We start from the raw sequence: 22,133 nt of genomic DNA on the forward strand, positions 1-22,133 counted from the left end.
GTTTCGCTACAGGATTCATGATATGAGATCAGATTTACCCGGCCCCCTGATGCTTGACGTCGAGGGTTATGAACTGGATGGCGAAGAGCGCGACATCCTGCAGCATCCGCTGGTGGGCGGTTTAATTTTATTTGCCCGAAATTATCATGATCCCGCACAGCTGGCTGAGCTGGTGCGGCAGATCCGCGCCGCCTCTCACACCCGGCTGGTAGTGGCGGTGGATCAGGAGGGCGGTCGCGTGCAGCGTTTCCGTGACGGCTTCACCCAACTGCCTGCCATGCAATCTTTTGCTGCGTTGCACGACCTGGATACCGCCGGTGAACTGGCGCAACAGGCGGGATGGCAAATGGCGACCGAGATGATCGCCATGGATATTGATATCAGCTTTGCGCCGGTACTCGATATTGGTCATATCAGCGCCGCGATTGGCGACCGTTCTTTCCATGCCGATCCGGCCATCGCCCTTGACGTCGCCCGCCGCTTTATTGCCGGGATGCACGAGGCGGGCATGAAGACTACGGGCAAACATTTTCCGGGTCACGGTGCGGTGAGTGCGGATTCGCATAAAGAGACCCCACGCGATCCGCGGGACGAAAAGACGCTGCGTGAGCATGACATGGCAATCTTCAGCAAGCTGATTACCGAACAGGCACTGGACGCCATCATGCCCGCACACGTCATCTACTCCGAAGTTGATCCGCTGCCCGCCAGTGGTTCGCCATACTGGCTTAAAACCGTGCTGCGTAAGCAACTGGGCTTTGACGGTATTATTTTCTCCGACGATCTGTCGATGGAGGGCGCAGCGGTGATGGGCAGCTATCCTGAGCGGGCGCAGCAGTCCCTTTCCGCGGGCTGTGACATGATTCTGGTCTGCAATCAGCGTCAGGGCGCCATCAGTGTACTGGATAACCTGATCCCGGTCGGGTCAGAGCGGGTTACACAGCTGTATCATCAGGGCAGGTTTACCCGCGATGAACTGCGGGGAACGCATCGCTGGAAAAATAATGCTCAGCAACTGAGTGCGCTTCAGGAACGCTGGCTGGCTCATAAGGCGTCGTGGTAAGCAGTGACTGCCCGGCGCTATCACTACCTTGAGGATTATCATGATCATCTATCTGCACGGTTTTGATTCCAACAGTCCGGGCAATCACGAAAAAGTGCTGCAACTGCAATTTATCGATCCTGATGTCAGGTTGATCAGTTACAGCACCCGCCATCCCAAACATGACATGCAGTTTCTGCTAAAAGAGACCGATAAGATGCTGACGCTTTCTGACGACGACCGGCCGCTGATTTGCGGCGTCGGACTGGGCGGCTTCTGGTCAGAGCGCATTGGATTTCTGTGCGGCATCCGGCAGGTGATTTTTAATCCCAACCTCTCGCCGCAGGCGAACATGGAAGGGAAGATCGACCGGCCGGAGGAGTATCAGGATATCGCAACGAAGTGCGTCAGCGATTTTCGCGAGCGTAATCGTGACCGCTGCCTGGCCATTCTCTCCCGTCACGATGAGGCGCTCGACAGCCAGCACATTGCTGACCAGCTGCATCCGTTTTATGAAATTGTCTGGGATGAGACGGAAGGGCACAAATTCAAAAATATATCCCCACATCTTAAGCGGATAAAAGCTTTTAAAACATTAGGTTAAGCAGCAAAGGCACCGCAAGGTGCCTGTTTTTATTACGTAATTATCTGAGTTTTATTTTCCCGCTTTGATGTATATCAATATTCTTATGTTCTCCTCTTCCCGCCATGCTATTCTCCCAGCAGATTGCGATTTTAACTTCGCCAACCCTATGTTTCTTAAGGTTTAATTTAACCTTTGGTTAACTTTTGGTTCACAATTTGAGGGGGTCTTTGTTGACTACGTCTGTTAAGAAAATTGTTATTGTCGGAGGGGGAGCGGGCGGCCTGGAAATGGCCACGCAGCTGGGCCATAAACTGGGTCGTAAAAAGAAGGCCGAGATTATCCTGGTTGATCGTAACCACAGTCACTTGTGGAAGCCGCTGCTGCACGAAGTGGCGACCGGCTCAATGGACGAAGGCATTGATGCATTGAGCTATCTGGCTCATGCCCGCAATCACGGTTTTGAGTTCCAGCTGGGTTCGCTTACCGATATCGATCGCACCCGAAAAGTGATCCGCCTGGCCGAAGTGCTGAATGCGCAGGGCGAAGTGCTGGTGCCACAGCGTGAAGTGGCCTACGACCAGCTGGTGATGGCGCTGGGCAGCACCTCGAATGATTTCGGTACGCCGGGCGTCAAAGATCACTGCATCTTCCTGGATAATCCGCATCAGGCGCGTCGTTTCCATAACGAAATGCTCAACCTGTTCCTGAAATTCTCCGCCAGCGAAGGCCGGGTCGAGAAAGTTAACATCGCCATCGTGGGCGGCGGGGCAACAGGCGTTGAGCTGTCAGCTGAATTGCATAACGCGGTGAAACAGCTGCACAGCTACGGCTTCAAAGGCCTGGGGCGCGAAGCGCTGAATGTGACGCTGGTGGAAGCGGGTGAACGTATCCTGCCTGCACTGCCACCACGCATCTCTGCTGCGGCACATCAGGAGCTGACCAAGCTGGGCGTGCGCGTGCTGACGCAGACCATGGTCACCAGCGCCGAGCGTAATGGCCTGAATACCAAAGGCGGTGAGTTTATCGAAGCCGATCTGATGGTCTGGGCGGCTGGGATTAAAGCACCCGACTTCCTGAAAGAGATTGGCGGACTGGAAACCAACCGCATCAATCAGCTGGTGGTCAAAGAGACGCTGCAAACCACGCTGGACGATGACATCTACGCGATTGGCGACTGCGCCTCCTGCGCCTTGCCGGGCGGCGGTTTTGTACCACCGCGCGCCCAGTCAGCGCATCAGATGGCCTCACGCGCCATGGACAACATTCTGGCGCAGCGTGACGGTAAACCGCTAAAAGCCTATGTCTATAAAGATCATGGCTCGCTGGTATCGCTCTCCCGCTTCAGTACGGTCGGCAGCCTGATGGGCAACCTGATGCGCGGCTCAATGATGGTGGAAGGGCGCATCGCGCGCTTTGTCTACATCTCGCTCTATCGTATGCACCAGATCGCGCTGCACGGCTACTTTAAAACCGGTCTGATGATGCTGGTCGGCAGTATTAACCGGGTTATTCGTCCCCGGCTGAAGCTGCACTAAGCAACAGCAATAACGCTGGCTAAATAATGGTAAGCCTCCTCGGTTCTGAGGGGGCTTTTTTATGCCCTGGAGAAGCCCCTGAAACAGACGCTGGCGCAGGAGAGTGCGATATCGACTAAAGCAAAATGCATTCATAATTTTGACTAAAGTAAAATTTTATGAACATGGCAGGGTAGTATGTTGGTGATGCCTGAAATGCGTACCATTAATAACAAGAGAGTAACCGTAAGAATATTTGCTATAGCCAGAAAACTTTTCAGGTAACGAGTTGGGCTACTTCAGTTCCGTCGTTAGCCCTGCTACAAAGCTGGTCTCTGACGCGCTGAACGAATTGCTAATCCCTTGTTATTCATTGGCTAAAAATATCCGTCTCTGAGCCTTTAGCTAATCCCGGCGATTCGCCAGACTCAGCAATCCCTGAGTTACGGGTAATTACTGGTACTTTTTTAAATGGCCTGTCTCACTAACTTTTGTAAGTTTAGTGTAAGTTTTTCTGCAATTTTTCTTGTGGTTTTTGATTCCAGCGGCATAATGTGCGCAGGAAAGCAGTAATATACATTTTGTTACAACTTAACCACATGGATCGGTTATGCAGCCCCAAAAAAATGGAGTTTTAACAACGCTGGCACCTCTGCTTTGCGCTCTGCTGATTAACACCCTGCCAGTTTGCACTGTGCAGGCGGCACCGGGTGATGAGCAATTACAGCATCAGCAGGAGCAACAAAAAGCGCGTCAGCAGCGGCTGATGCCACAGGTGCCTGATGTGCGTCTCTCAGAAACGGTTCCGGCACCTTCCCACCTGACGTTCCCGCAGGAAACACCCTGTTTTGTTATTCAGCAGGTCAGTCTGTCCGGGCAGGAGGCGCTGCCGCACTGGGTGCCTCTGCAACGTCTGGCCAGTCAGGCCAATGGTCATTGTCTCGGCGTAAAAGGCATCAGCCAGTTAATGAGCACGCTGCAAAACCGGCTGATTAATCATGGCTGGGTCACTACGCGCGTGCTGGCTCCGCAGCAGGATCTGCGCCAGGGCGTGCTGCAACTTCTGATAGTGCCTGGCAAAATCCGCAGTGTGGAATTGTCACCCTCATCATCCCGCTATGTCAGCCTGTGGCCGACATTACCCGCCCATGCAGGCAATCTGCTGGATTTACGGGATATTGAACAGGGGCTGGAAAACCTGCAGCGTCTGCCGACGGTGGAGGCGCATATGGCGCTCCGTCCTGGCCTCAATCCGGGTGAAAGTGACATCGTGATTGAACGCACGCAGCGCCGTTTCTGGCGACTCGGCGCATGGCTGGATGATTCCGGCACCGAAAGTACCGGGCGCTATCAGAGCGGGATTATGCTGGCGCTGGATAACCCGACCTCCCTCAGCGATCTCTTCTACCTGACCGCCAGTCGCGACCTGGGATTTGCTGGCAGAAAAAGCAGCAAAAGCCTGTCGGGACATTACTCGGTGCCTGTGGGCTACTGGCTGTTTGGCCTTACCGCCAGCGACTACGACTACCATCAGACAGTCGCCGGTTACAGCCGCGATTTTCTCTACGCCGGAAAGAGCCGCTCGCTGGATGTGCAGGCCAGCCGGGTGATCTACCGCAATGCCGCCGCCAAAACCACCGTCAGCGCCGATGTGCTGGTTAAAGAGTCGCGCAACTTCATCAACGACACCGAAATCAGCAGCCAGCAGCGCCGTACCAGCGCATGGCGACTCGGCCTGTCGCACCGGCACTACATCGGTCCGGCGACGCTGGACGCCGGTGTCAGCTATCAGCGTGGTACACGCTGGTTCGGTGCGCTGCCCGCCTGGGAGGAGTCATATCAGGACTCTACCTATGCCACCGCGCTCTCTAAAATCCTGACCTGGCAGGCGGGACTCACCACGCCATTCGCGCTGGGGAATCAGCGTTTAAGTTACAACATTCAATATCGTCGCCAGATGAGCAACACCCCGCTGACACCGCAGGATGAGTTCGCGATTGGCAACCGCTGGACCGTGCGCGGTTTTGATGGTGAGCGCACCCTCAGCGCCAGCCGGGGCTGGACCGTTCAGAACACGCTGGCCTGGCAGACGCCGCTGCCCACTCAGGAGCTTTATCTGGGTGCCGACTATGGCGAGGTGGGCGGCAACAGTGCCTCCCAGGGTGGACCTCTGGGACGACATCTGGCGGGCGGCGTCATCGGATTGCGCGGCGCGATCACGCCCGCCAGCCTGAGCTACGACTTTTTTGCCGGGATTCCTCTGTCGAAACCGGACGGCTTCAAAACCGATCCTGTCACCTATGGTTTCAGCGTGAACTGGAACTACTAAACCTTTTATCGATATTGCTGACAATGGACTGTGCGCATTATGAATAAACTCTGCTATCGCCTTATCTTCAACCGGGTTCGCGGCATGCTAATGGTGGTGTCTGACATCACTCGTAGCGGCTATTCACGTGTTGCCCGAAGCCCGAAGCGCACCTCATATGCAGAGGCGAGGGTGCGGATCTCACCGCTCAGCTTTGCACTCTGGCTGGCAGCGGGTGTGGTCAGTCTGCCGGTGCAGGCCAACATTGTGGCAGACAGCAGCGCGCCGGGCAGCCAGCAGCCTACCGTCATGGCCACCGCAAATGGTCTGCCGCAAATCAACATTCAGACGCCCAATAGCCAGGGTGTTTCCCGCAATCAGTACAGCCAGCTTGACGTTGACGCGCGCGGCGCAATCCTGAACAACAGCCATCAGAACACGGCTACTCAACTGGGTGGCATGGTGGCAGCTAACCCCTGGCTGTCAAAGCAGGAAGCGACGGTCATTCTCAACGAAGTCAACAGCCGTAATCCCAGCCAGCTTAACGGGTTTATCGAAGTAGCCGGTAAACGGGCTGCGGTAGTCATTGCAAACCCGTCAGGCATTACCTGTAACGGCTGCGGATTTATCAACGCCAGCCGCAATACGCTGACCACCGGACAGGCGCTGATTGAAAACGGCCAGCTCAAAGGCTTCGATGTTAATGGCGGCCGAATCAATATCGAAGGTCAGGGCCTGAATGACAGCGATGCTGACTACACCCAGATCATTGCGCAGTCGGTAGCGGTTAACGCAAAAGTTCATGCCCGCGAACTCAATGTGGTCACAGGCAGGAACCAGGTTGCGACCGAAGGTACCGTCACTACGGTGAAAGCGGATAATGGGACGACACGGCCTGAGTTTGCGCTCGACGTCGCAGCTATTGGCGGCATGTATGCCCATAAAATCACCCTGACCGGTACTGAAAAGGGCGTTGGCGTGCGTAATGCCGGTGAGCTGGGTGCAAGCGCCGGTGAGCTGCACCTGACAGTGGATGGCAGACTGGAGAACAGCGGCACGCTGCAAAGTCAGGCCGCGCTGCAGATCGCCAGCAATGGCGACCAGGAGAACCGTGGCAACATCGTGTCACAGCAGGATGTCACGCTGGCCTCCAGCGGCACGCTGCGCAACAGCGGGCTGGTGAGCGCAGGCCGTAACGCGACACTCTCCGCCAGCACCATTGAGAGCACCGCTGAGAGTTCGCTGGCGGCAGGCGTTGGCGGCAATGAGACGCTGAGCCAGCCCGGTAATTTGCTGCTGACCAGCCAGGGTGAGCTTAAGGCGCGGGGTAAAAACCTGGCACACGACCAGATTCAGGCGCGGGGCAGCCGGGTCGATCTCGCCGGGAGCCAGACCTCAGCCGATGCTATCGCGCTGACCTCTACGCAGGCGGATATCAGCACCCAGGGCGCCACGGTGGCGGGCCGTACACTCGGGATTCAGGCTGCGACAGCACTTAACAATGATGACGGCAAACTGGCGGCAGGCAGCCTCGCTGTCGCGGCACAAAACATCAGTAACAATCGCGGTCTGCTGCGCCAGCAAAACCGCGAAGCCCTGACGATCTCCACGGGGTCGTTGCTTAACAATCAGGGCACGCTGAGCAATGAAGGCGATACCTGGCTGCAGGCAGAGCATATTGAAAACCGCAGCGGGCTCATCGCAGGTAACGGTGACTTACTGCAGCTGGATACGCCATGGCTGGATAATCAGGGCGGCACCGTGCAGCTGGCGGGTAATAACAGCGCGCTGAACCTTAATGCGACCCGGCTGGAGGGCAATCAGGGCAATCTGCTGTCAGCGGGTGCGTTAACGCTCAGCGGCGACAGGCTCGATCTCTCACAGGCACACACCCAGGCAGAGGCGCTGACGCTGACGGCGGGCACGCTGGATCACCGTCAGGGTCTGCTGTCGCAGCGTGGCGCTGGCGAGATGGCGATCGCGGTTTCGGGTGACACAGACAACCGCGATGGGCGGATTGAGAGCGGCGGTAATCTGCATTTTGCCTCAGGTAGCCTGGATAACAGCGGTGGCACGCTGCTGGCTGCGGGCAGCGGCGATCTGCAACTGGATGTTCAGGAGACCCTGACGAACGCGCAGGGTGCGCTGCAGGCCAGTCGCAATCTGCAACTCACCAGCGCAAGCCTGAATAATCAGCAGGGCCTGATTGCTTCAACTGGCGGTGACGCTACGCTGAAGACCCGCGAGGCTATTGATAACACCCAGGGTCGCATCGAAGCGGGTCAGCAGGTCACTTTGCGCAGTCAGGCGCTGGATAATCAGCGTGGAACCCTGCTTGGCCACGGCGTGACCATCGACACGCAGCAGGGTGAACTGAACAATACTGGAGGCAACCTGGTCGCCCGTACCGATCTCAGCATTTCCAGCGGGACAACGGACAATCACAGCGGTCTGATCCAGTCAGGTGGCGATCTGACACTTGATACCCACGGACAGGCGCTGATTAACCGTGACAGCGGTAAAGCAGGGATAATCAGCGGTGGCGCACTTGCCCTTAACAGTGGCGACCTGGATAACCAGAACGGCGTTATCGCCGCTGCCTCGGCGGCCAACATCACCAGCGGCCTGCTGACCAACATTGACGGCACACTGATGTCTGATGGGGCGCTGACGCTGAAGACCGGCGCGCTCGACAATCAGCGAGGCTTATTACAATCGGGTCAGGCGCTCTCACTGGATACGCACGGCGCGCAGCTGAACAACAACGCCAGCGGCGATCGCGGCGGCATTGTGGCGCGCGGTGATCTGCAACTCTCAACCGGAAAGTTAGCCGGTGATCACGGCGTCATTCAGGGACAAAACCTGGTGATCGATACGCAGGGCCAGGCCGCTGATTTCAGGTCTGCTCTGCTCAGCGCCAGCGGCGAACTATTGCTGAGCAGTGGCGCGCTGGATAACAGCGGCGGGCGACTGCAGTCCGGCGGTGATATGCAGCTTAATACGCACGGAGAGGCGCTGAATAATGCGGCATCAGGCGGCGTTATTGCGGGGGCTAATCTGCATATCAGCAGTAGTGATCTTGATAACAGCACGGGCTCGCTGGTCTCGGCGGGCGCTATGCGGCTCACCAGCGGTGGACTGAACAACGTCGATGGGATTATTAATGCCGATCATGGATTAACGCTGGAAAGCAGCAGCGTGCATAACCAGCGCGGCCTGCTTCAGTCGGGTGAGGCGCTGTCCGTCAACACCCAGGGCGGCGAACTAAATAACCGCGACAGTGGCGAACGCGGTGGCATTGTTGCAGGCGGCGATCTGCTGCTCTCCAGCGGCCAGATTGATGGCCGTAGCGGGGTGATGCTGGGACAGAATATTCGCATCGATACTCATCAGCAGACCTTCGACCACCAACAGGGTCAACTGGGTGCTAAAGGCATCCTGCAACTGGATAGCGGACTCCTCAACAACCGGGCAGGCAGGATTGAGTCGGGTGGCGATCTGCAACTGGACACCCACGGCAACAGCCTGATCAATCGTGAGAGCGGAGCCGCAGGCGGCCTGTTCAGTGCGGGCATGCTGAAGCTCTACAGCGGCGCATTGGATAATCTGCGCGGCTTCATCACCGGTCATAGCGGCGCGCAGGTTGTGACGGGCGATATCAACAATCAGTCCGGCACGCTGACGGGCGGCAAAGGGCGGCTCGATCTCACCAGCGGGGAGCTGCAAAACCAGGGTGGCCTGTTACAGGCTGGCAGCGACATGACGCTGAACACCCAGGGGCACGCCCTGATCAATCGCGACAGTGGTGACCAGCGCGGTATCGTTGCCCTCAACAGTCTGGATCTGCGCAGCGGGGCAATTGATAACCAGGCGGGTTTCATTGCTGCAGGACAGCAGGCATCACTCAGCGCCAGTGAACTGAACAATAGCCAGGGGCAGGTCGCAGGCAATGGCGGGCTGACTTTCAACGGTCAGGCGCTGAACAACAGTGACGGTAAACTGCAGTCGGCGGGGGATATCACCCTCACCACGGCAGGTCAGACATTGACTAACCAGCGCGGACTTATTGCCGGTGCCGGTAACCTCAATATTGAAAGTGGTGCGCTGGATAACCAGCAGGGACAGATCCAGGGTGGCACCGATCTGACGCTCAATGCGGGACAAAATGCGCTGCTTAATCAGGCGGGCAAACTCCTTTCGGCAGGCACGCTATCGCTGACGGCGGGTCAGTTGAACAACAATGACGGCCTGGTGCAAAGCGTCGGCAATGGCACCCTGTTGCTGAGCCAGCAGCTGGATAACCGTAGCGGGATGATTCAGGGCGGCCAGCAGATGACGATCACCACGCCATCGCTGATTAACCGCGATACACGACAGAGCGGTAAAGGCATTGAAGCGGGCAGTTTAACCATCGAAACCGGCACGCTGGACAACAGTCAGGGTGCTCTGCGCGCAAAACAGAGGCTGGCGCTTACCGTGCAACAGGCACTGGATAACGTCAGCGGGCTGATCTCGTCAGCGGATACGCTGACTATTCAGGACGCAGCTCAGGGGCAGGCGCTCGCCATCAACAATCAGCAGGGCACGCTGATTGCTGATAAAGAGGCGCAGATCAACGCAGCTTCCCTGAGTGGCGACGGACAGGAGTTGTCGCAGGGGAATCTCGGCATCACGCTGGCAGGTGATTTCCATAACCTCTCAGAGGTCAAAGCCAACGGTACGCTGCGCCTGACGGCGGGCGGAAACGTGACCAACGATGGCACCCTCGCTGCTCAGCAGGCGCTATTCCTTAACGCGCAAAATATCAGTAATCAGGCAAATGGCGAGATAAGCGGTGGGCAGACCGAAATTACGGCAGCCGACACCCTGAACAATCGTGGTCTGATTGACGGCGGACTGACACACCTGGTGGCAGGCATCCTGAATAACAGCGGCACCGGCCGTATCTATGGCGATCACATTGCCATTGCGGCCACGCTGCTCAACAACCTCAGCGAAGCGGGCAAAGCGGCGGTGATTGCGGCGCGGCAGCGACTGGATATTGCGGCTGGCACGCTGAACAACCGCGACCATGCACTGATCTACAGTGATGGCGATCTGCACATTGGCGGCCAGCTGGATGCGAATAATCAGGCTACCGGACAGGGGCAGCAGCTCAACAATGACGGGGCAACAATTGAGGCCGGGCAGGATGCCACGATCAGCATGGCGGAAATCAACAATACCAACCGCCACCTGACCACTCAGGTCGTTACGACCGAAGATAGCCAGCATCACGACGCGGTGCTAAAAGGCCACACCGATCGTTTTGACTGGGCCGACGTGGACACCAGCAAAAAAGATAAATATGGCGTGCACACGGCAAACATGCCGGATGGCACCAGCGGCAGCGAATTCTATGATTATGACTATCGGCGGATAGTGAAGGAAACCCAGATCAAGGAGAGCGATCCGGGCAAGATTCTGTCGGGCGGTAACATGACCTTTAGCGCCGGCCGTCTTAACAACCACGACAGCCAGATTGTCGCGGGTGCTGTGCTCGGCGGTCAGATAGGCGAGCTGAATAATCAGGCGACAAAAGGAACGCGCGTTACCACGGACGACGGGAAATCGGTTCGCTGGTATGCGAAGAAGAAGAAAAAGAAACTGGGTGGAACCAAAACGTCGCAGGGCAAAGATAAGAAAAACTACCGCCCGGCGCCCGTGACGGAAACCATCGATCTGCAGACGCTGAGCTGGCAGGCGAATGCCGCGCCGCAGGGAAATGGCTATCAGACCGGCAACCGCCAGCAGCAGGGCGTCACAGCGCAGGCTGACCGCATCGGCACACCTGCTCTCCAGCAGACGGTTGCGGCCGTGGCGCTGAGTACCACGGATAGCGGCAGTGCGTTACTGCCAGCCGGATTACGCTATGACAGTGCGCTGACGCTGGACAAGCTCGGCAGCCTCAAAGACCGGCCACTGCTGTTACCTGCCGGGCAACAATTCTCGCTGACACTGCCAGCAACGGTCGTCGACGGACAGACGATTACGCCGGTGATCCGCGCCGTCTCACCGGATATCCGGCTGCCGGACAACAGCCTGTACCAGCTGCAACCTGGCAGTGACAGCCATTACCTGGTCGAGACCGATCCGCGCTTTGTGAATCAGAAGCAGTGGCTCAGCAGCGACTATATGCAGAACGCGCTGACCACCGACAGCAGCCGGATCCTGAAGCGGCTGGGCGATGGTTATTACGAGCAGCGACTGGTGCGCGATCAGATTATCCAGCTGACCGGCAACCGCTATATCAGCGGCTACGGCAGCGATGAAGATCAGTATCGCGGACTGATGAATAATGGGGTAGCCTTTGGCAAAACGTACCAGCTGGAGCTGGGCGTGGCGCTGACCCCGGCGCAGATGGCGCTCCTCACCAGCGATATCGTCTGGCTGGTGAATCAGACCGTGACGCTGCCGGATGGCACACAGCAGACCGTGCTGGTGCCGCAGGTCTATGCGAAGGTGAAAGAGGGTGACTTAACCGGCGACGGCGCGTTGATCGGGGGCGGTAGCGTGGTGCTGAATGCCCGCAACGACATCACTAATAGCGGGACCATTAAGGGCCGCGACGTGACGCAGCTGACGGCGCGGTCGCTGACCAACAGCGGCTACATCAGCGGCAACACGGTCAGTCTCACCGCCCGTCAGGATATCACTAACCTGGGCGGCGTCATCAGCGGTGATAAGCAGGTGTCGCTGCTGGCCGGACGGGATATTACCAGCCAGTCAACGCTGCGCGGCGACGGCACCGACCGCTGGATAGATCGTCCGGCCGGTATCTACGTGCAGGGCACCGACGGTGCGCTGACGCTGAGCGCGCTGAACAACATCACCCTGGCCGCCAGCGACATCGGCAACGCCGGAGAGAAGAGCACCACGAAGATTCAGGCGGGCAATGACCTGACGCTCGGCACCCTCAGCACGCAGCACACTGAAAATGACAGCTGGAACAGCAGCAACTACCGTCGCCTGTCACAGCAGAGCGATGCCGGGTCACGCATCACCGCCGGCGGCGCGCTGCAGCTGAGTGCCGGACAGGATATCCGCGCTACGGCAGCGGACGTCACGGCGGGCGGGGCACTGACCGCCAGCGCCGGACGCGACATCGTGCTCAGCGCGGGCAACAGCCGTACCGATCTCACCGAACACAGCAGGCAGTCAAGCAAAGGGCTGCTGTCGGGCAGCAGTCTGGAAACCCACGACGAACTGCACAGCAGCGAGGCGCTCAGTACCACGCTGAGCGGCGACAGCGTCCGGCTTCAGGCGGGCCGCGACATTGCCGTGACCGGCAGCAACGTCGCCGGTACGCAGGATGTTGCGCTGACCGCGGGTAACGATCTTAATCTCAATAGCGCGACCACCAGCCTGAATGATCTGAAGGGTAAACGTGAAACCCATTCAACCGGGCTGGATCGCACGACGCTGACCAGTGGCGGCGACGTAGCACTTCAGGCCGGACGCGATCTCAATAGCCAGGCGGCAGGCATTGCCGCAGACAAAGACGTGACCTTGCAGGCGGGGCGTGATGTCAATCTGCTGGCGGCTGAAACCGGTTCTGGTAATAGCTACAAATCCGGCAAGAAGGTTGAGATTAATGAGTCGGTACGCCAGCAGGGCACTGAAATTGCCAGTGGTGAGAGTACGACGGTTAAAGCGGGTCAGGATGTTAACAGTGAAGCGGCTCAGGTTACGGCCAGCGGTAATATCGCAGTGGGTGCCGGACGCGACATCAACCTGACCACCGCCACTGAAAGCGATTATGCCTACAAAGAAGAGACCAAAACCAAAAAAGGATTGTTGAGTAAAAAGACCACGCATACCATCAGCGAAGACAGTGACACCCGTGAAAATGGCACCTTACTGAGTGGCGACAATGTCACGCTTAATGCGGGCAACAATTTACTTGTCCAGGGTTCTCAGGTCGTGGGCGATGGTACCGTAGCGCTCAGGGCCGGTAACAACGTGAATATCATTGCTGCGACCAACACGGACTCAACCTGGCGTTTCACGGAAACTAAGAAAAGCGGCCTGATGGGAACCGGTGGCATCGGCATCACGGTAGGCAGCAGTAAATCGGTCCATGACTTACGTGATAAGGGCACCACCCAGAGCCAGAGCGCCAGCATTGTGGGTAGCACAGGCGGTAATGTCAGCATTGTTGCGGGCGGACAGGCTCATGTCAGCGGCTCAGATCTGGTGGCGGGACGTGACCTCGCCATTACCGGCGACAGCGTGATCATCGATACGGGTCATGATAAACGGACTCATGATGAACTGTTTGAGCAGAAGAAGAGCGGGCTGACACTGGCGCTCTCCGGGATGGTGGGTGAAGCCATTAATAACGCGGTTGCCGCGGCGCAGACATCGAAAAAAGAGAGTGACGGTCGCCTTGCTGCCCTGCAGGCTACCAAAGCCGCGCTTTCAGGCGTGCAGGCTGTGCTGGGCGGGCAGCTGGCGGAAGCGAGCGCCGATCCCAACAACGGCCTGGGCGTCAGCCTTTCCCTGACCACACAGAAATCAAAATCGCAGCAGCATCAGGCGTCCGACAGCGTCGCCGGATCCACACTCAATGCCGGTAAGAACCTCTCCATTACCTCTGCCGGTAAGGGCAGTGGCGAGCACAGCGGCGACATTCTTATCGCCGGCAGCCAGCTGAAAGCCGCAGGTGACAGCAGCCTCAATGCTGCCAGGGACATTGTGCTGAGCGGGGCGGCCAACACTCAGGAAAGCAGCGGTAAAAACAGCAGCGGCGGCGGTGGCGTGGGCATCAGTTTTGGTGCCGGACAGGGCAGCGCGGGTATCAGCATTTTTGCCAGCGTTAACGGCGCCAAAGGTAAGGAGAGCGGCAACGGTACGCGCTGGTCTGAAACCACCCTGGACAGCGGCGGCAGGGTAAGCCTGAACAGTGGAAGAGATACCACGCTCAACGGCGCGCAGGTCAGCGGTAATCAGGTAACGGCCGATGTGGGCCGGGATCTGACCATCACCAGCCAGCAGGACAGCGACCGTTACGATTCAAAACAGACCAGCTACGGCGCGGGCGGCAGCTTTACCTTTGGCTCAATGTCGGTGTCCGGCTATGCCAGCGTCAACCAGGACAAAATGCACAGCAACTTTGACAGCGTGCAGGAGCAGAGCGGTATCTATGCCGGTAACGGCGGCTTTGACATCACCGTCGGCAATCATACCCAGCTGAACGGTGCAGTGATTGCCAGCCAGGGCGATGCGGCAGACAACCGTCTGGATACCGGTACGCTCGGCTTCACCGATATCGGCAATGCGGCGGACTACAGGGTCAGCCACAGCGGCGGCAGCATCGCGCTGTCCAGCGGCGGCGGCATGGGTGCGCAGATGCTGTCCAGCGTGGCGTCCAATGCCGCCAGCACGCTGCTGTCGGGCCTGAACAACAACGGCCATGCCGAAGGCACCACGCAGTCGGCGGTGGCAAACGGCACCGTGATCATTCGCGACCGGGTCAACCAGAAGCAGGATGTGGCAGACCTCAGCCGTGACACAGAACATGCCAACGACAGCATCAGTGCGATCTTTGACAAAGAGAAAGAGCAGAAGCGGCTTCAGACTGCTCAGTTAGCCGGTGAAATCAGCGGTCAGATGACAAATATCGTCACGACCATGGGCGATATCAAAGGGCTTGAGAAGGCGCGGAGTGCGAAGAACGCCGAGACGCTGCCCGCCGGAGCAACGGAAAAACAGCGGGGAGAGTGGCTGGAGAAAATGCGTGATTCGCCAGAGTATCAGGCGGAGATGAAGCAGTGGGGTATTGGCAGTACATCTCAGAAGGTCGCACAGACGGTCGGCAGTATTCTGACGGGGCTGGTGACCGGCAATGCAGGTCAGGCGGTCGCAGGCGGCCTTAATCCGTGGGCAGCTCAGCTGATTAAGAAGGAAACGACTGACGCTTCCGGCAACGTTGATGTGGCAACCAATGCCATGGCCCATGCCGTGTGGGGTGCAGTATCATCGCAGATGTCCGGGGGAAGTGCGGCGGCCGGTGCGGCGGGCGCGTTCAGCGGCGAGCTTGCCACACGCTATATTGCAGAGAAGTACTGGGGCGCGGACACGCCAGAGAAGATAGCGGCGCTGGGACAGGAAGACCGCGAGCAGCTGAGCCTGCTCGGCACGCTGGCGGCAGGACTGGCGGGCGGCATGGTGGGCAACAGCAGTGCTGCGGCGACGAGCGGCGCGATTGCGGGTAAAAATGCAGTTAATAACAACCTGTTTGGCGGAACTGAAGACGGTCAAGAGAAGTTCGTGCGTGAGCAGGGCAAAGATATCCTGTCCTGTGCCGATGATCCGACGTCAGCCAGTTGTCAGCGTGGTCAGGCGATGAAGGATGCGTTGACGGTAGCACTTCCTGTGGGGCTTGGTGGCGGTGTATTGATTGCGGCTACTCCTGAAATTGCCGCTATTCTGAAGGCTGGAATTGAATCCTGTTCCGGAGCACTAGCTTTATGTATTAATAATCTTGGTCTTCAGACTTCTGAGATTATCGTCCCGGGCGGAGTGGGAGCCGGTGGGGCAGTTGGGATAGGGAAGACAGCGGCGGAAGCTGCTGCTGCGAAAGCAGAAACTGTGGCGAATAATACGGCGAAGAATAATCCATCATGGAAAGCAGGTGACTATCTTAATGACTTTAAACCCTCCCCTACACCTCTGGAGCTAGTTAAAGAGCAGGCTGGCAAGGGTTCACAAACTGCATATATCAGGATGGATCATATCCTTAACGGGGAAGTGAAAACACTTAAGGATGGGACAAAAGTTGGGTCTGGTGGCCACTATATTCGTGATTCAAATATTAAAATAGATAAGGTAACGGGTACACCTGATACCAATGGCGTTTCGACAGGATATATATCAGTGAGAGATCCAGCAACAGGACAATGGATAAATAAGAAAGCTGAAACTACATTCTTCCCTGAGCAGTGGTCAAAAAGACAGACGGCTCAGGAGATTGAGAGTGCGTTCAAAAATTCTGAAAGAATACCTAATACAGAAATGTGGAGCGGGAAATCATCTAGCGGTGTGAAGATTCAAGGCTATTATGGCAAACCTGATGGAACAGGTGCGACTGCATGGCCTGTTTATACAGGGAGGAATAAGTAATGTTGAATGATAAAATTATTTTCTGGTGGGATGAAAATAGTAATTTATTTGTTCCTATAGGAGGTGGAATACGTAAATCCTCTGATGGAGCGGTATTGGGATATGGAGCGCGTGAGATTTCAGGATGGTTATCCAATGACATTCAATATGGTATTCATTCTGTTGATATCTGGGTGAAAAACCTCACTGATCTTGCATCAGGCAAAACAACTGAAGGCAACTTCGGCATAGGTAATGCCCACTGGGTGATGGTTACGCATGATAAGGTATTTATTGGGTGTGAGTACGTTGAAGAGCAACAGGTGCTTTTAACCATAGAACAAACATTATATGTACTGGAGCAGTATCGATTATTCCTGGAAGGATCTTATACAAAAGACTTCCCGCCAGAACCAATCGATGTTGAGTATTTAGCAGAAGGTAGAGATGCTATAACACAGTATGAATCTTTAGACGGAGCATATTGTTTACCTTATTAATAATTAATAATCAATCCCGCCATTAGCTGACGGGATTTTCTCACAACCAGAAAATTGAGAATAACTTCCTGGGGCCACATCCTCAGACGGAAACGTTGATGTGGCCCCCAATGCCATGGCACATGCCGTATGGGATAAAGTTTCCGCTCATATGTCTGGCGGAAATGGCGCTGCCGGTACTTTCAGTGGAGAACTGGCCACACGCTACATCGCGGAGAAATACTGGGGCGCAGATACCCCGGAGAAGATAGCGGCGCTATCGGCCTGACCGCCGGGTCGGGCGGCTACGGCATCAGCGTTTCAGCCAGCGTCAACGCGGGCAAAGGCCGAGAGAACGGCAACGGGCTGACCCATACCGAGACTACGCTCACGGCGGGCAACGGGCTGAGCCTGAACGCCGGGCGCGACACCACGCTGACCGGCGCACAGGTGCGCGGGGACAGCGTGAAGGTGGATACCGGCCGCAACCTGACGCTGACCTCAGAACAGGACAGCGACCGCTACGACAGCAAGCAGCAGAACGCCAGCGCGGGCGGCAGCTTCACCTTCGGCTCGATGACCGGCTCCGCGAGCGTCAACCTCAGCCAGGATAAGATGCACAGCAACTGGCAGAGCGTGGCCGAGCAGACCGGCATCTTTGCCGGGAAGGGCGGCTTTGACGTGACGGCGGGTGAGCACACCCAACTGAACGGCGCGGTCATCAGTTCCACCGCCACCGCCGATAAAAACCGTCTCGACACCGGCACGCTGGGCTTCAGCAACATAGAGAACCACGCGGACTATAAAACCGAGCACCAGAGCGTGGGCATGAGCACCGGCGGCAGCATCGGCAGCCAGTTCGAAGGCAACATGGCGAACGGTCTGCTGGCGGGGCTGAACGGCAGCGGCAGCGCGTCGTCGGTGACGAAGGCGGCGGTGAGCGACGGCACCCTCATTATCCGGGATAAGGCGAAGCAGACGCAGGACGTGGCGGACCTGAGCCGCGACGCGGCGGGTGCGAATCCGGGGCTGGATAAAATCTTCGATAAGGAGAAAGAGCAGCGGCGGATGGAGACGGCGCAGCTGCTGGCGGAAATCGGCAGCCAGGCGGGCGACATTGCGCGGACGCAGGGCGAGATTGCGGCGACGAAAGCGGCCACGGAGAAGATGAAGAACATCTCGCCGGACCAGAAGAAGGACGCCGAAGCGCAGTGGCGGAAAGCGAACCCGGGTCAGGAGCCGACCGCGGCCGACATCACCGGACAGGTCTATCAGACGCTGTACAACCGGGAGATGCTGGCCGGCGGAATGGGAACCGGCGGGTCGGTGCAGCAGGGTATCAGCGCGGCGACGGCGGCGATACAGGGGCTGGCGGGTGGCAACATTGCACAGGCGGTGAGCGGGGCGGCCACGCCGTACCTGGCGGAGCAGATACACAAGCTGACGACCACAAAAGGCCCGGACGGCAAAGAGGTGGTGAACGTTCAGGCGAACCTGATTGCGCACGCGGTGGTGGGCGCGGTGACGTCATACGCGTCGGGTAATCCTGCACTTGCGGGTGCTTCTGGCGCGGCGATGGGCGAGTACATCGCGCAGCAGATGTATCCGGGGGTTAAGCGCGAAGACCTGAGTGAGGAGCAGCGGCAGACCATCAGCGCGCTGGGGACGCTGGCGGCGGGCCTTGCGGGCGGTGTGGCCGGAGACAGCACGGGCGGTGCGGTGGCGGGCGCGCAGGCGGGTAAAAATGCATTGGAAAATAATAATCTTCTCTTGCACAAGGCCTGTGCTGGTACCCGTTCCGGGATTACCATTGAGTCCGGGTGACAAGGTAGTTCAGGATGCGAATAACAAAATTGCATCGGAGCTGGATAAGACTCTGAAAGGGTCAGGAACTGAGGCGGATACGCCGCCGATCACTGACGGTCGTGCAATCGTTGAAGCGCGTGATGAGGCTGCAAAATCCCGCGATCCGCATGTGGCGCATAATCAGCAGTATCAGGATGGCAGTAGTAACAAAACGGAAACTGTGCCGGTGAATGATGATCTGACCGGCGGAAAACTGGTTAATCCTTTTCATGATGAAAATAAAGGAACGTCACTGGTTACGCCGGATCGGTCTGGTGAGCAGGCACCAGGCAATACCGGGAATACTGATGGTATGCGCGATACGGGAGGCAATACAACGGTTACGCCGATTCCTGAGTATAATAAAGATGATTTAGCTTATTCGTCAGAAACACAATTAGGCCGTGGTTCAACTGGTAGAACGGAACCTAATTCTTAGCAAGAAAAACTGGCTATTGAACAAGCACTGTCGAATCCAGAATCTGGACGTCAACTGCCAATACCAATGACAGATAAACGATGGCCTAGAGAAGATGGTTGGGTCAAAATGGCTCAAAATATTAATGGTGTTGAAGTTCACTATGTTCGGAATACCAAAACTGGCCAAGTAGACGATTTCAAATTTAAGTAGGGTGTGATAAATGTTAGTTATATGCAATTCAATATCCGGAAAAAGCTTACCCGATGATGCAAGAATCATGGGGGAAACTGACGAAACATTATTTGAGCCGCTAAAAACTGGTATGGAGTATAAAGTCTACGGTATTATGTTTTATACGACTCGAATAGATTTTTTGCTATGCCCTGAAGGTGAGAATCCACTATGGGTACCTTCAAATATCTTTAATGTATTGGATGATAAGTTGCCGCCTGACTGGGGATGTATCATTACCGAGAAAACAATAGATTATTCTGACTTGTATGACGCATTTGGGATTATCTCAATTTTAGGTTATTTTGAGTTAATTAGGTCATACCAGCATTACATTGGTATTCTTGAAAGAGATGCAGGCGAATTACAAAAGTTTCATTCACATAGGCTAAGCTGCTAGGTTGTCCCGGCGCATGTTCACCGAGGTTTTTATTACGGATAGCATGCCAAAAGACCTAGTGTCTGATAAACGACCTGCCTGAGAATGACATCATTAGTGATAAGAAAGTTATGGATGCCTGTAGTAATGGCAGGGTTACCAGCCCCGGATGCTTACGGGCAGATCGTCAGCTTGCTGAATATCACCAGTGTTGATGTGCAGAATCAGTCACAGGTAAAGGATGGGCATGAGCACCGGCGGCGGCATTGGCAGTCAGCTTGAGGGTGACGCTTTTTGGGAAAATACAGGTGTTATCTTTCCGAATATTTTCATTGTATTCAGGAGGAGTTAAATAGAACTGTAACTTAGTCTTTTAATGGGTTGTGGATATACAGGTCAGTTAATAATCTGCGTTAATGGATTGTATAACGCAGTGTGGTTTTCTGGATGTATGTGCCGAAATGGTTTTCAGGGATTTTTGCTTTTTTATGGCAACTCGGTCTTGATACCTATAATTCTTTTTGGTCTAATAGTGCCATTAAGAATTGATTGATAACTAACCGCCAGGATGAATCCTGTGGTTAAATTCTTTACTTAACCTAAATTAAATGGCCGAAGTGCCATTTAATAAGGCTGGCGTTTAAGTTTCACATTGACTCAGGCCAGCCTGTTTTAAAAAATCCGGGTATGAATAGATGCTCTTCGACCGATCTGAACATCAGGCGCGGAGCGCTACATGAAATTCCTGTCCGATACAGGCGGATTGATAAAAACTCTATCCTGTCCGTCGGGTATTGGTGATTCAGGGAGCGAAGTCCTGCATTAAGCGCAGGGAAATAATGTTAAATTATGAAAAGGAATTAATTACATGACCTCTAAAATGACAATGCTGGCATTACTGTGTGGCGGTCTGCTCGTGGGCAGCAATGCGCTGGCTGATAATCACACCGTCTCGGTTGGATATGCACAAAGCAAAGTTGAAGACTTTAAAAATATTCGTGGCGTCAACGTTCAGTATCGTTATGAATGGGAGTCTCCTCTCAGTGTGATTGGCTCATTCAGCTACATGAAAGGCGATGAAAGTTTTTCTGAGCGAGAAGATATTTATAGCGATGTTAGCGGATATGATGGAAAAACCAAAGTGAAATATTACTCACTGATGGCAGGTCCTGCATATCGCATCAATGACTACATCAGCTTCTATGGATTAATTGGTGTTGCCCATACCAAAGTGGATGAGAACGTGACTTTTCCCGGAGTCTACTCCGAAGAATATAGCGAAAATAAAACCTCTTTTGCCTATGGCGCTGGCGTTGTCGTGAATCCTATCAGCAATCTCTCTGTGAGTGTTGGCTATGAAGGTACTCGCGTAAAATATAACGAAGATGTTGGCATTAATGGTTTTAACATCGGCATCGGATACCGTTTCTGATTCAACGCTAAAAACCGCAACCCTGGTCATCTGGTCAGGGTTGTTTTTTTGCACTCTGGAAAGGACCGTTTTTTATAAAGGTCGAATCAGGCAGTTCTTCGATACATTTAAAATAGTACCTGATCCTGTCTGACCAAAGACGTCGATGTTCTGAATTAACCGGTTTGAATTTTGTTAAAACAAAGAAAAAAAATTACAGCTTCAGGGGGCGAGAATGTTATGCATTAAATGTCAGGAAGCAGAAGAGAATAAAGAATCAGGATTTTGTGATAATTGTGAAAAAAAAGAAGATGGCAGGATTAATGGCTTATTATATCTGCCAGCTTTAGGCTTGATTATTGGTTTTTTTACGATGCTGTATAATGATTTTTGTATTGTTTCGTTGATTGCCAACACTTATCAGAAACAAGGTGTGGTTAATAGTTTTAGTATTTTATTATTAGCGCTGTCCATTATTAATGCTCCCGTAACAGTGCTGGCTTGCTGGTTCTTCTTTAGGAAGAAAGTAAAAACCAGATACGTGATGATAACGTACTATTTATACGGTCTTATCTTTGCGAGTTTTTGCACGCTTTATCCTGCTTTGGTTTTTCACGTAAACATTACGCAGCCTGCTATCAATATGCTGGCTCGGGCCTTAATCAGTTGTCTGATATGGGTACCATATTTTATTTTTTCCAGCAGGATTAATAAAGTCTTTGTGCATTAATACGGTCAATATTTTTTGTCACAAAATAAACGATGGGTAACGCAA

The 22,133-nt window shown here is 55.1% G+C and carries 11 protein-coding genes and 1 pseudogene; all 12 read left to right on the forward strand.

What is annotated here, in order from left to right; all coding sequences use genetic code 11:
- Positions 1-22 precede the first annotated feature (22 nt).
- Complete coding sequence (gene nagZ / locus HFD94_RS20615; protein ID WP_033786532.1) at positions 23-1,063, forward strand: beta-N-acetylhexosaminidase; 1,041 nt, start codon at positions 23-25, stop codon at positions 1,061-1,063.
- Between the two features lie 40 nt (positions 1,064-1,103).
- On the forward strand, positions 1,104-1,646 hold the full coding sequence (gene ycfP, locus HFD94_RS20620; protein WP_010246299.1) for an alpha/beta hydrolase YcfP: 543 nt from the start codon (positions 1,104-1,106) through the stop codon (positions 1,644-1,646).
- A gap of 212 nt (positions 1,647-1,858) precedes the next feature.
- Positions 1,859-3,163 (forward strand): NAD(P)/FAD-dependent oxidoreductase, encoded by a 1,305-nt coding sequence (locus HFD94_RS20625; protein WP_010246297.1) that lies wholly within the window; start codon positions 1,859-1,861, stop codon positions 3,161-3,163.
- Positions 3,164-3,752: 589 nt separating this feature from the next.
- Positions 3,753-5,471: a ShlB/FhaC/HecB family hemolysin secretion/activation protein gene (locus HFD94_RS20630; protein ID WP_061901572.1), complete on the forward strand. Its 1,719-nt coding sequence runs from the start codon at positions 3,753-3,755 to the stop codon at positions 5,469-5,471.
- A gap of 39 nt (positions 5,472-5,510) precedes the next feature.
- Positions 5,511-16,613, forward strand: coding sequence for a hemagglutinin repeat-containing protein (locus tag HFD94_RS20635; protein ID WP_073970584.1), 11,103 nt, complete (start codon positions 5,511-5,513; stop codon positions 16,611-16,613).
- On the forward strand, positions 16,613-17,092 hold the full coding sequence (locus tag HFD94_RS20640; RefSeq protein WP_181955369.1) for a hypothetical protein: 480 nt from the start codon (positions 16,613-16,615) through the stop codon (positions 17,090-17,092). The genes HFD94_RS20635 and HFD94_RS20640 overlap by 1 nt, the downstream gene beginning before the upstream one ends.
- 100 nt (positions 17,093-17,192) lie before the next feature.
- A complete protein-coding gene (locus tag HFD94_RS20645) occupies positions 17,193-17,360 on the forward strand; it encodes a hypothetical protein (protein WP_158001812.1) in 168 nt (55 codons plus the stop codon).
- A pseudogene (locus tag HFD94_RS20650) lies at positions 17,351-18,838 on the forward strand (hemagglutinin repeat-containing protein); the annotation flags it as partial. The gene HFD94_RS20645 and the pseudogene HFD94_RS20650, both read left to right, overlap by 10 nt.
- A 43-nt stretch (positions 18,839-18,881) precedes the next feature.
- Entirely contained in the window at positions 18,882-19,355 is a 474-nt protein-coding gene (locus HFD94_RS22930; RefSeq protein WP_207712423.1) for a hypothetical protein, read from the forward strand.
- A gap of 202 nt (positions 19,356-19,557) precedes the next feature.
- Entirely contained in the window at positions 19,558-19,968 is a 411-nt protein-coding gene (locus HFD94_RS20660) for a hypothetical protein (RefSeq protein ID WP_148037977.1), read from the forward strand.
- 847 nt (positions 19,969-20,815) lie between these two features.
- Entirely contained in the window at positions 20,816-21,379 is a 564-nt protein-coding gene (locus tag HFD94_RS20665; RefSeq protein WP_061901567.1) for an Ail/Lom family outer membrane beta-barrel protein, read from the forward strand.
- A 214-nt stretch (positions 21,380-21,593) separates the two neighbouring features.
- Positions 21,594-22,088 (forward strand): DUF2569 domain-containing protein, encoded by a 495-nt coding sequence (locus HFD94_RS20670; RefSeq protein ID WP_061901566.1) that lies wholly within the window; start codon positions 21,594-21,596, stop codon positions 22,086-22,088.
- Positions 22,089-22,133 lie beyond the last annotated feature (45 nt).

The sequence above is a fragment of the Pantoea sp. EKM20T genome, assembly GCF_011800485.1.
Lineage (GTDB): Bacteria > Pseudomonadota > Gammaproteobacteria > Enterobacterales > Enterobacteriaceae > Pantoea > Pantoea agglomerans.

Coding starts and splice junctions, on each gene's coding strand:
- HFD94_RS20640 (WP_181955369.1), top strand. CDS start 16,613: ATGTTGAATGATAAAATTATTTTCTGGTGGGATGAAAATAGTAATTTA.
- HFD94_RS20660 (WP_148037977.1), top strand. CDS start 19,558: ATGTTAGTTATATGCAATTCAATATCCGGAAAAAGCTTACCCGATGAT.
- HFD94_RS20630 (WP_061901572.1), top strand. CDS start 3,753: ATGCAGCCCCAAAAAAATGGAGTTTTAACAACGCTGGCACCTCTGCTT.
- nagZ (WP_033786532.1), top strand. CDS start 23: ATGAGATCAGATTTACCCGGCCCCCTGATGCTTGACGTCGAGGGTTAT.
- ycfP (WP_010246299.1), top strand. CDS start 1,104: ATGATCATCTATCTGCACGGTTTTGATTCCAACAGTCCGGGCAATCAC.
- HFD94_RS20635 (WP_073970584.1), top strand. CDS start 5,511: ATGAATAAACTCTGCTATCGCCTTATCTTCAACCGGGTTCGCGGCATG.
- HFD94_RS20665 (WP_061901567.1), top strand. CDS start 20,816: ATGACCTCTAAAATGACAATGCTGGCATTACTGTGTGGCGGTCTGCTC.
- HFD94_RS20670 (WP_061901566.1), top strand. CDS start 21,594: ATGTTATGCATTAAATGTCAGGAAGCAGAAGAGAATAAAGAATCAGGA.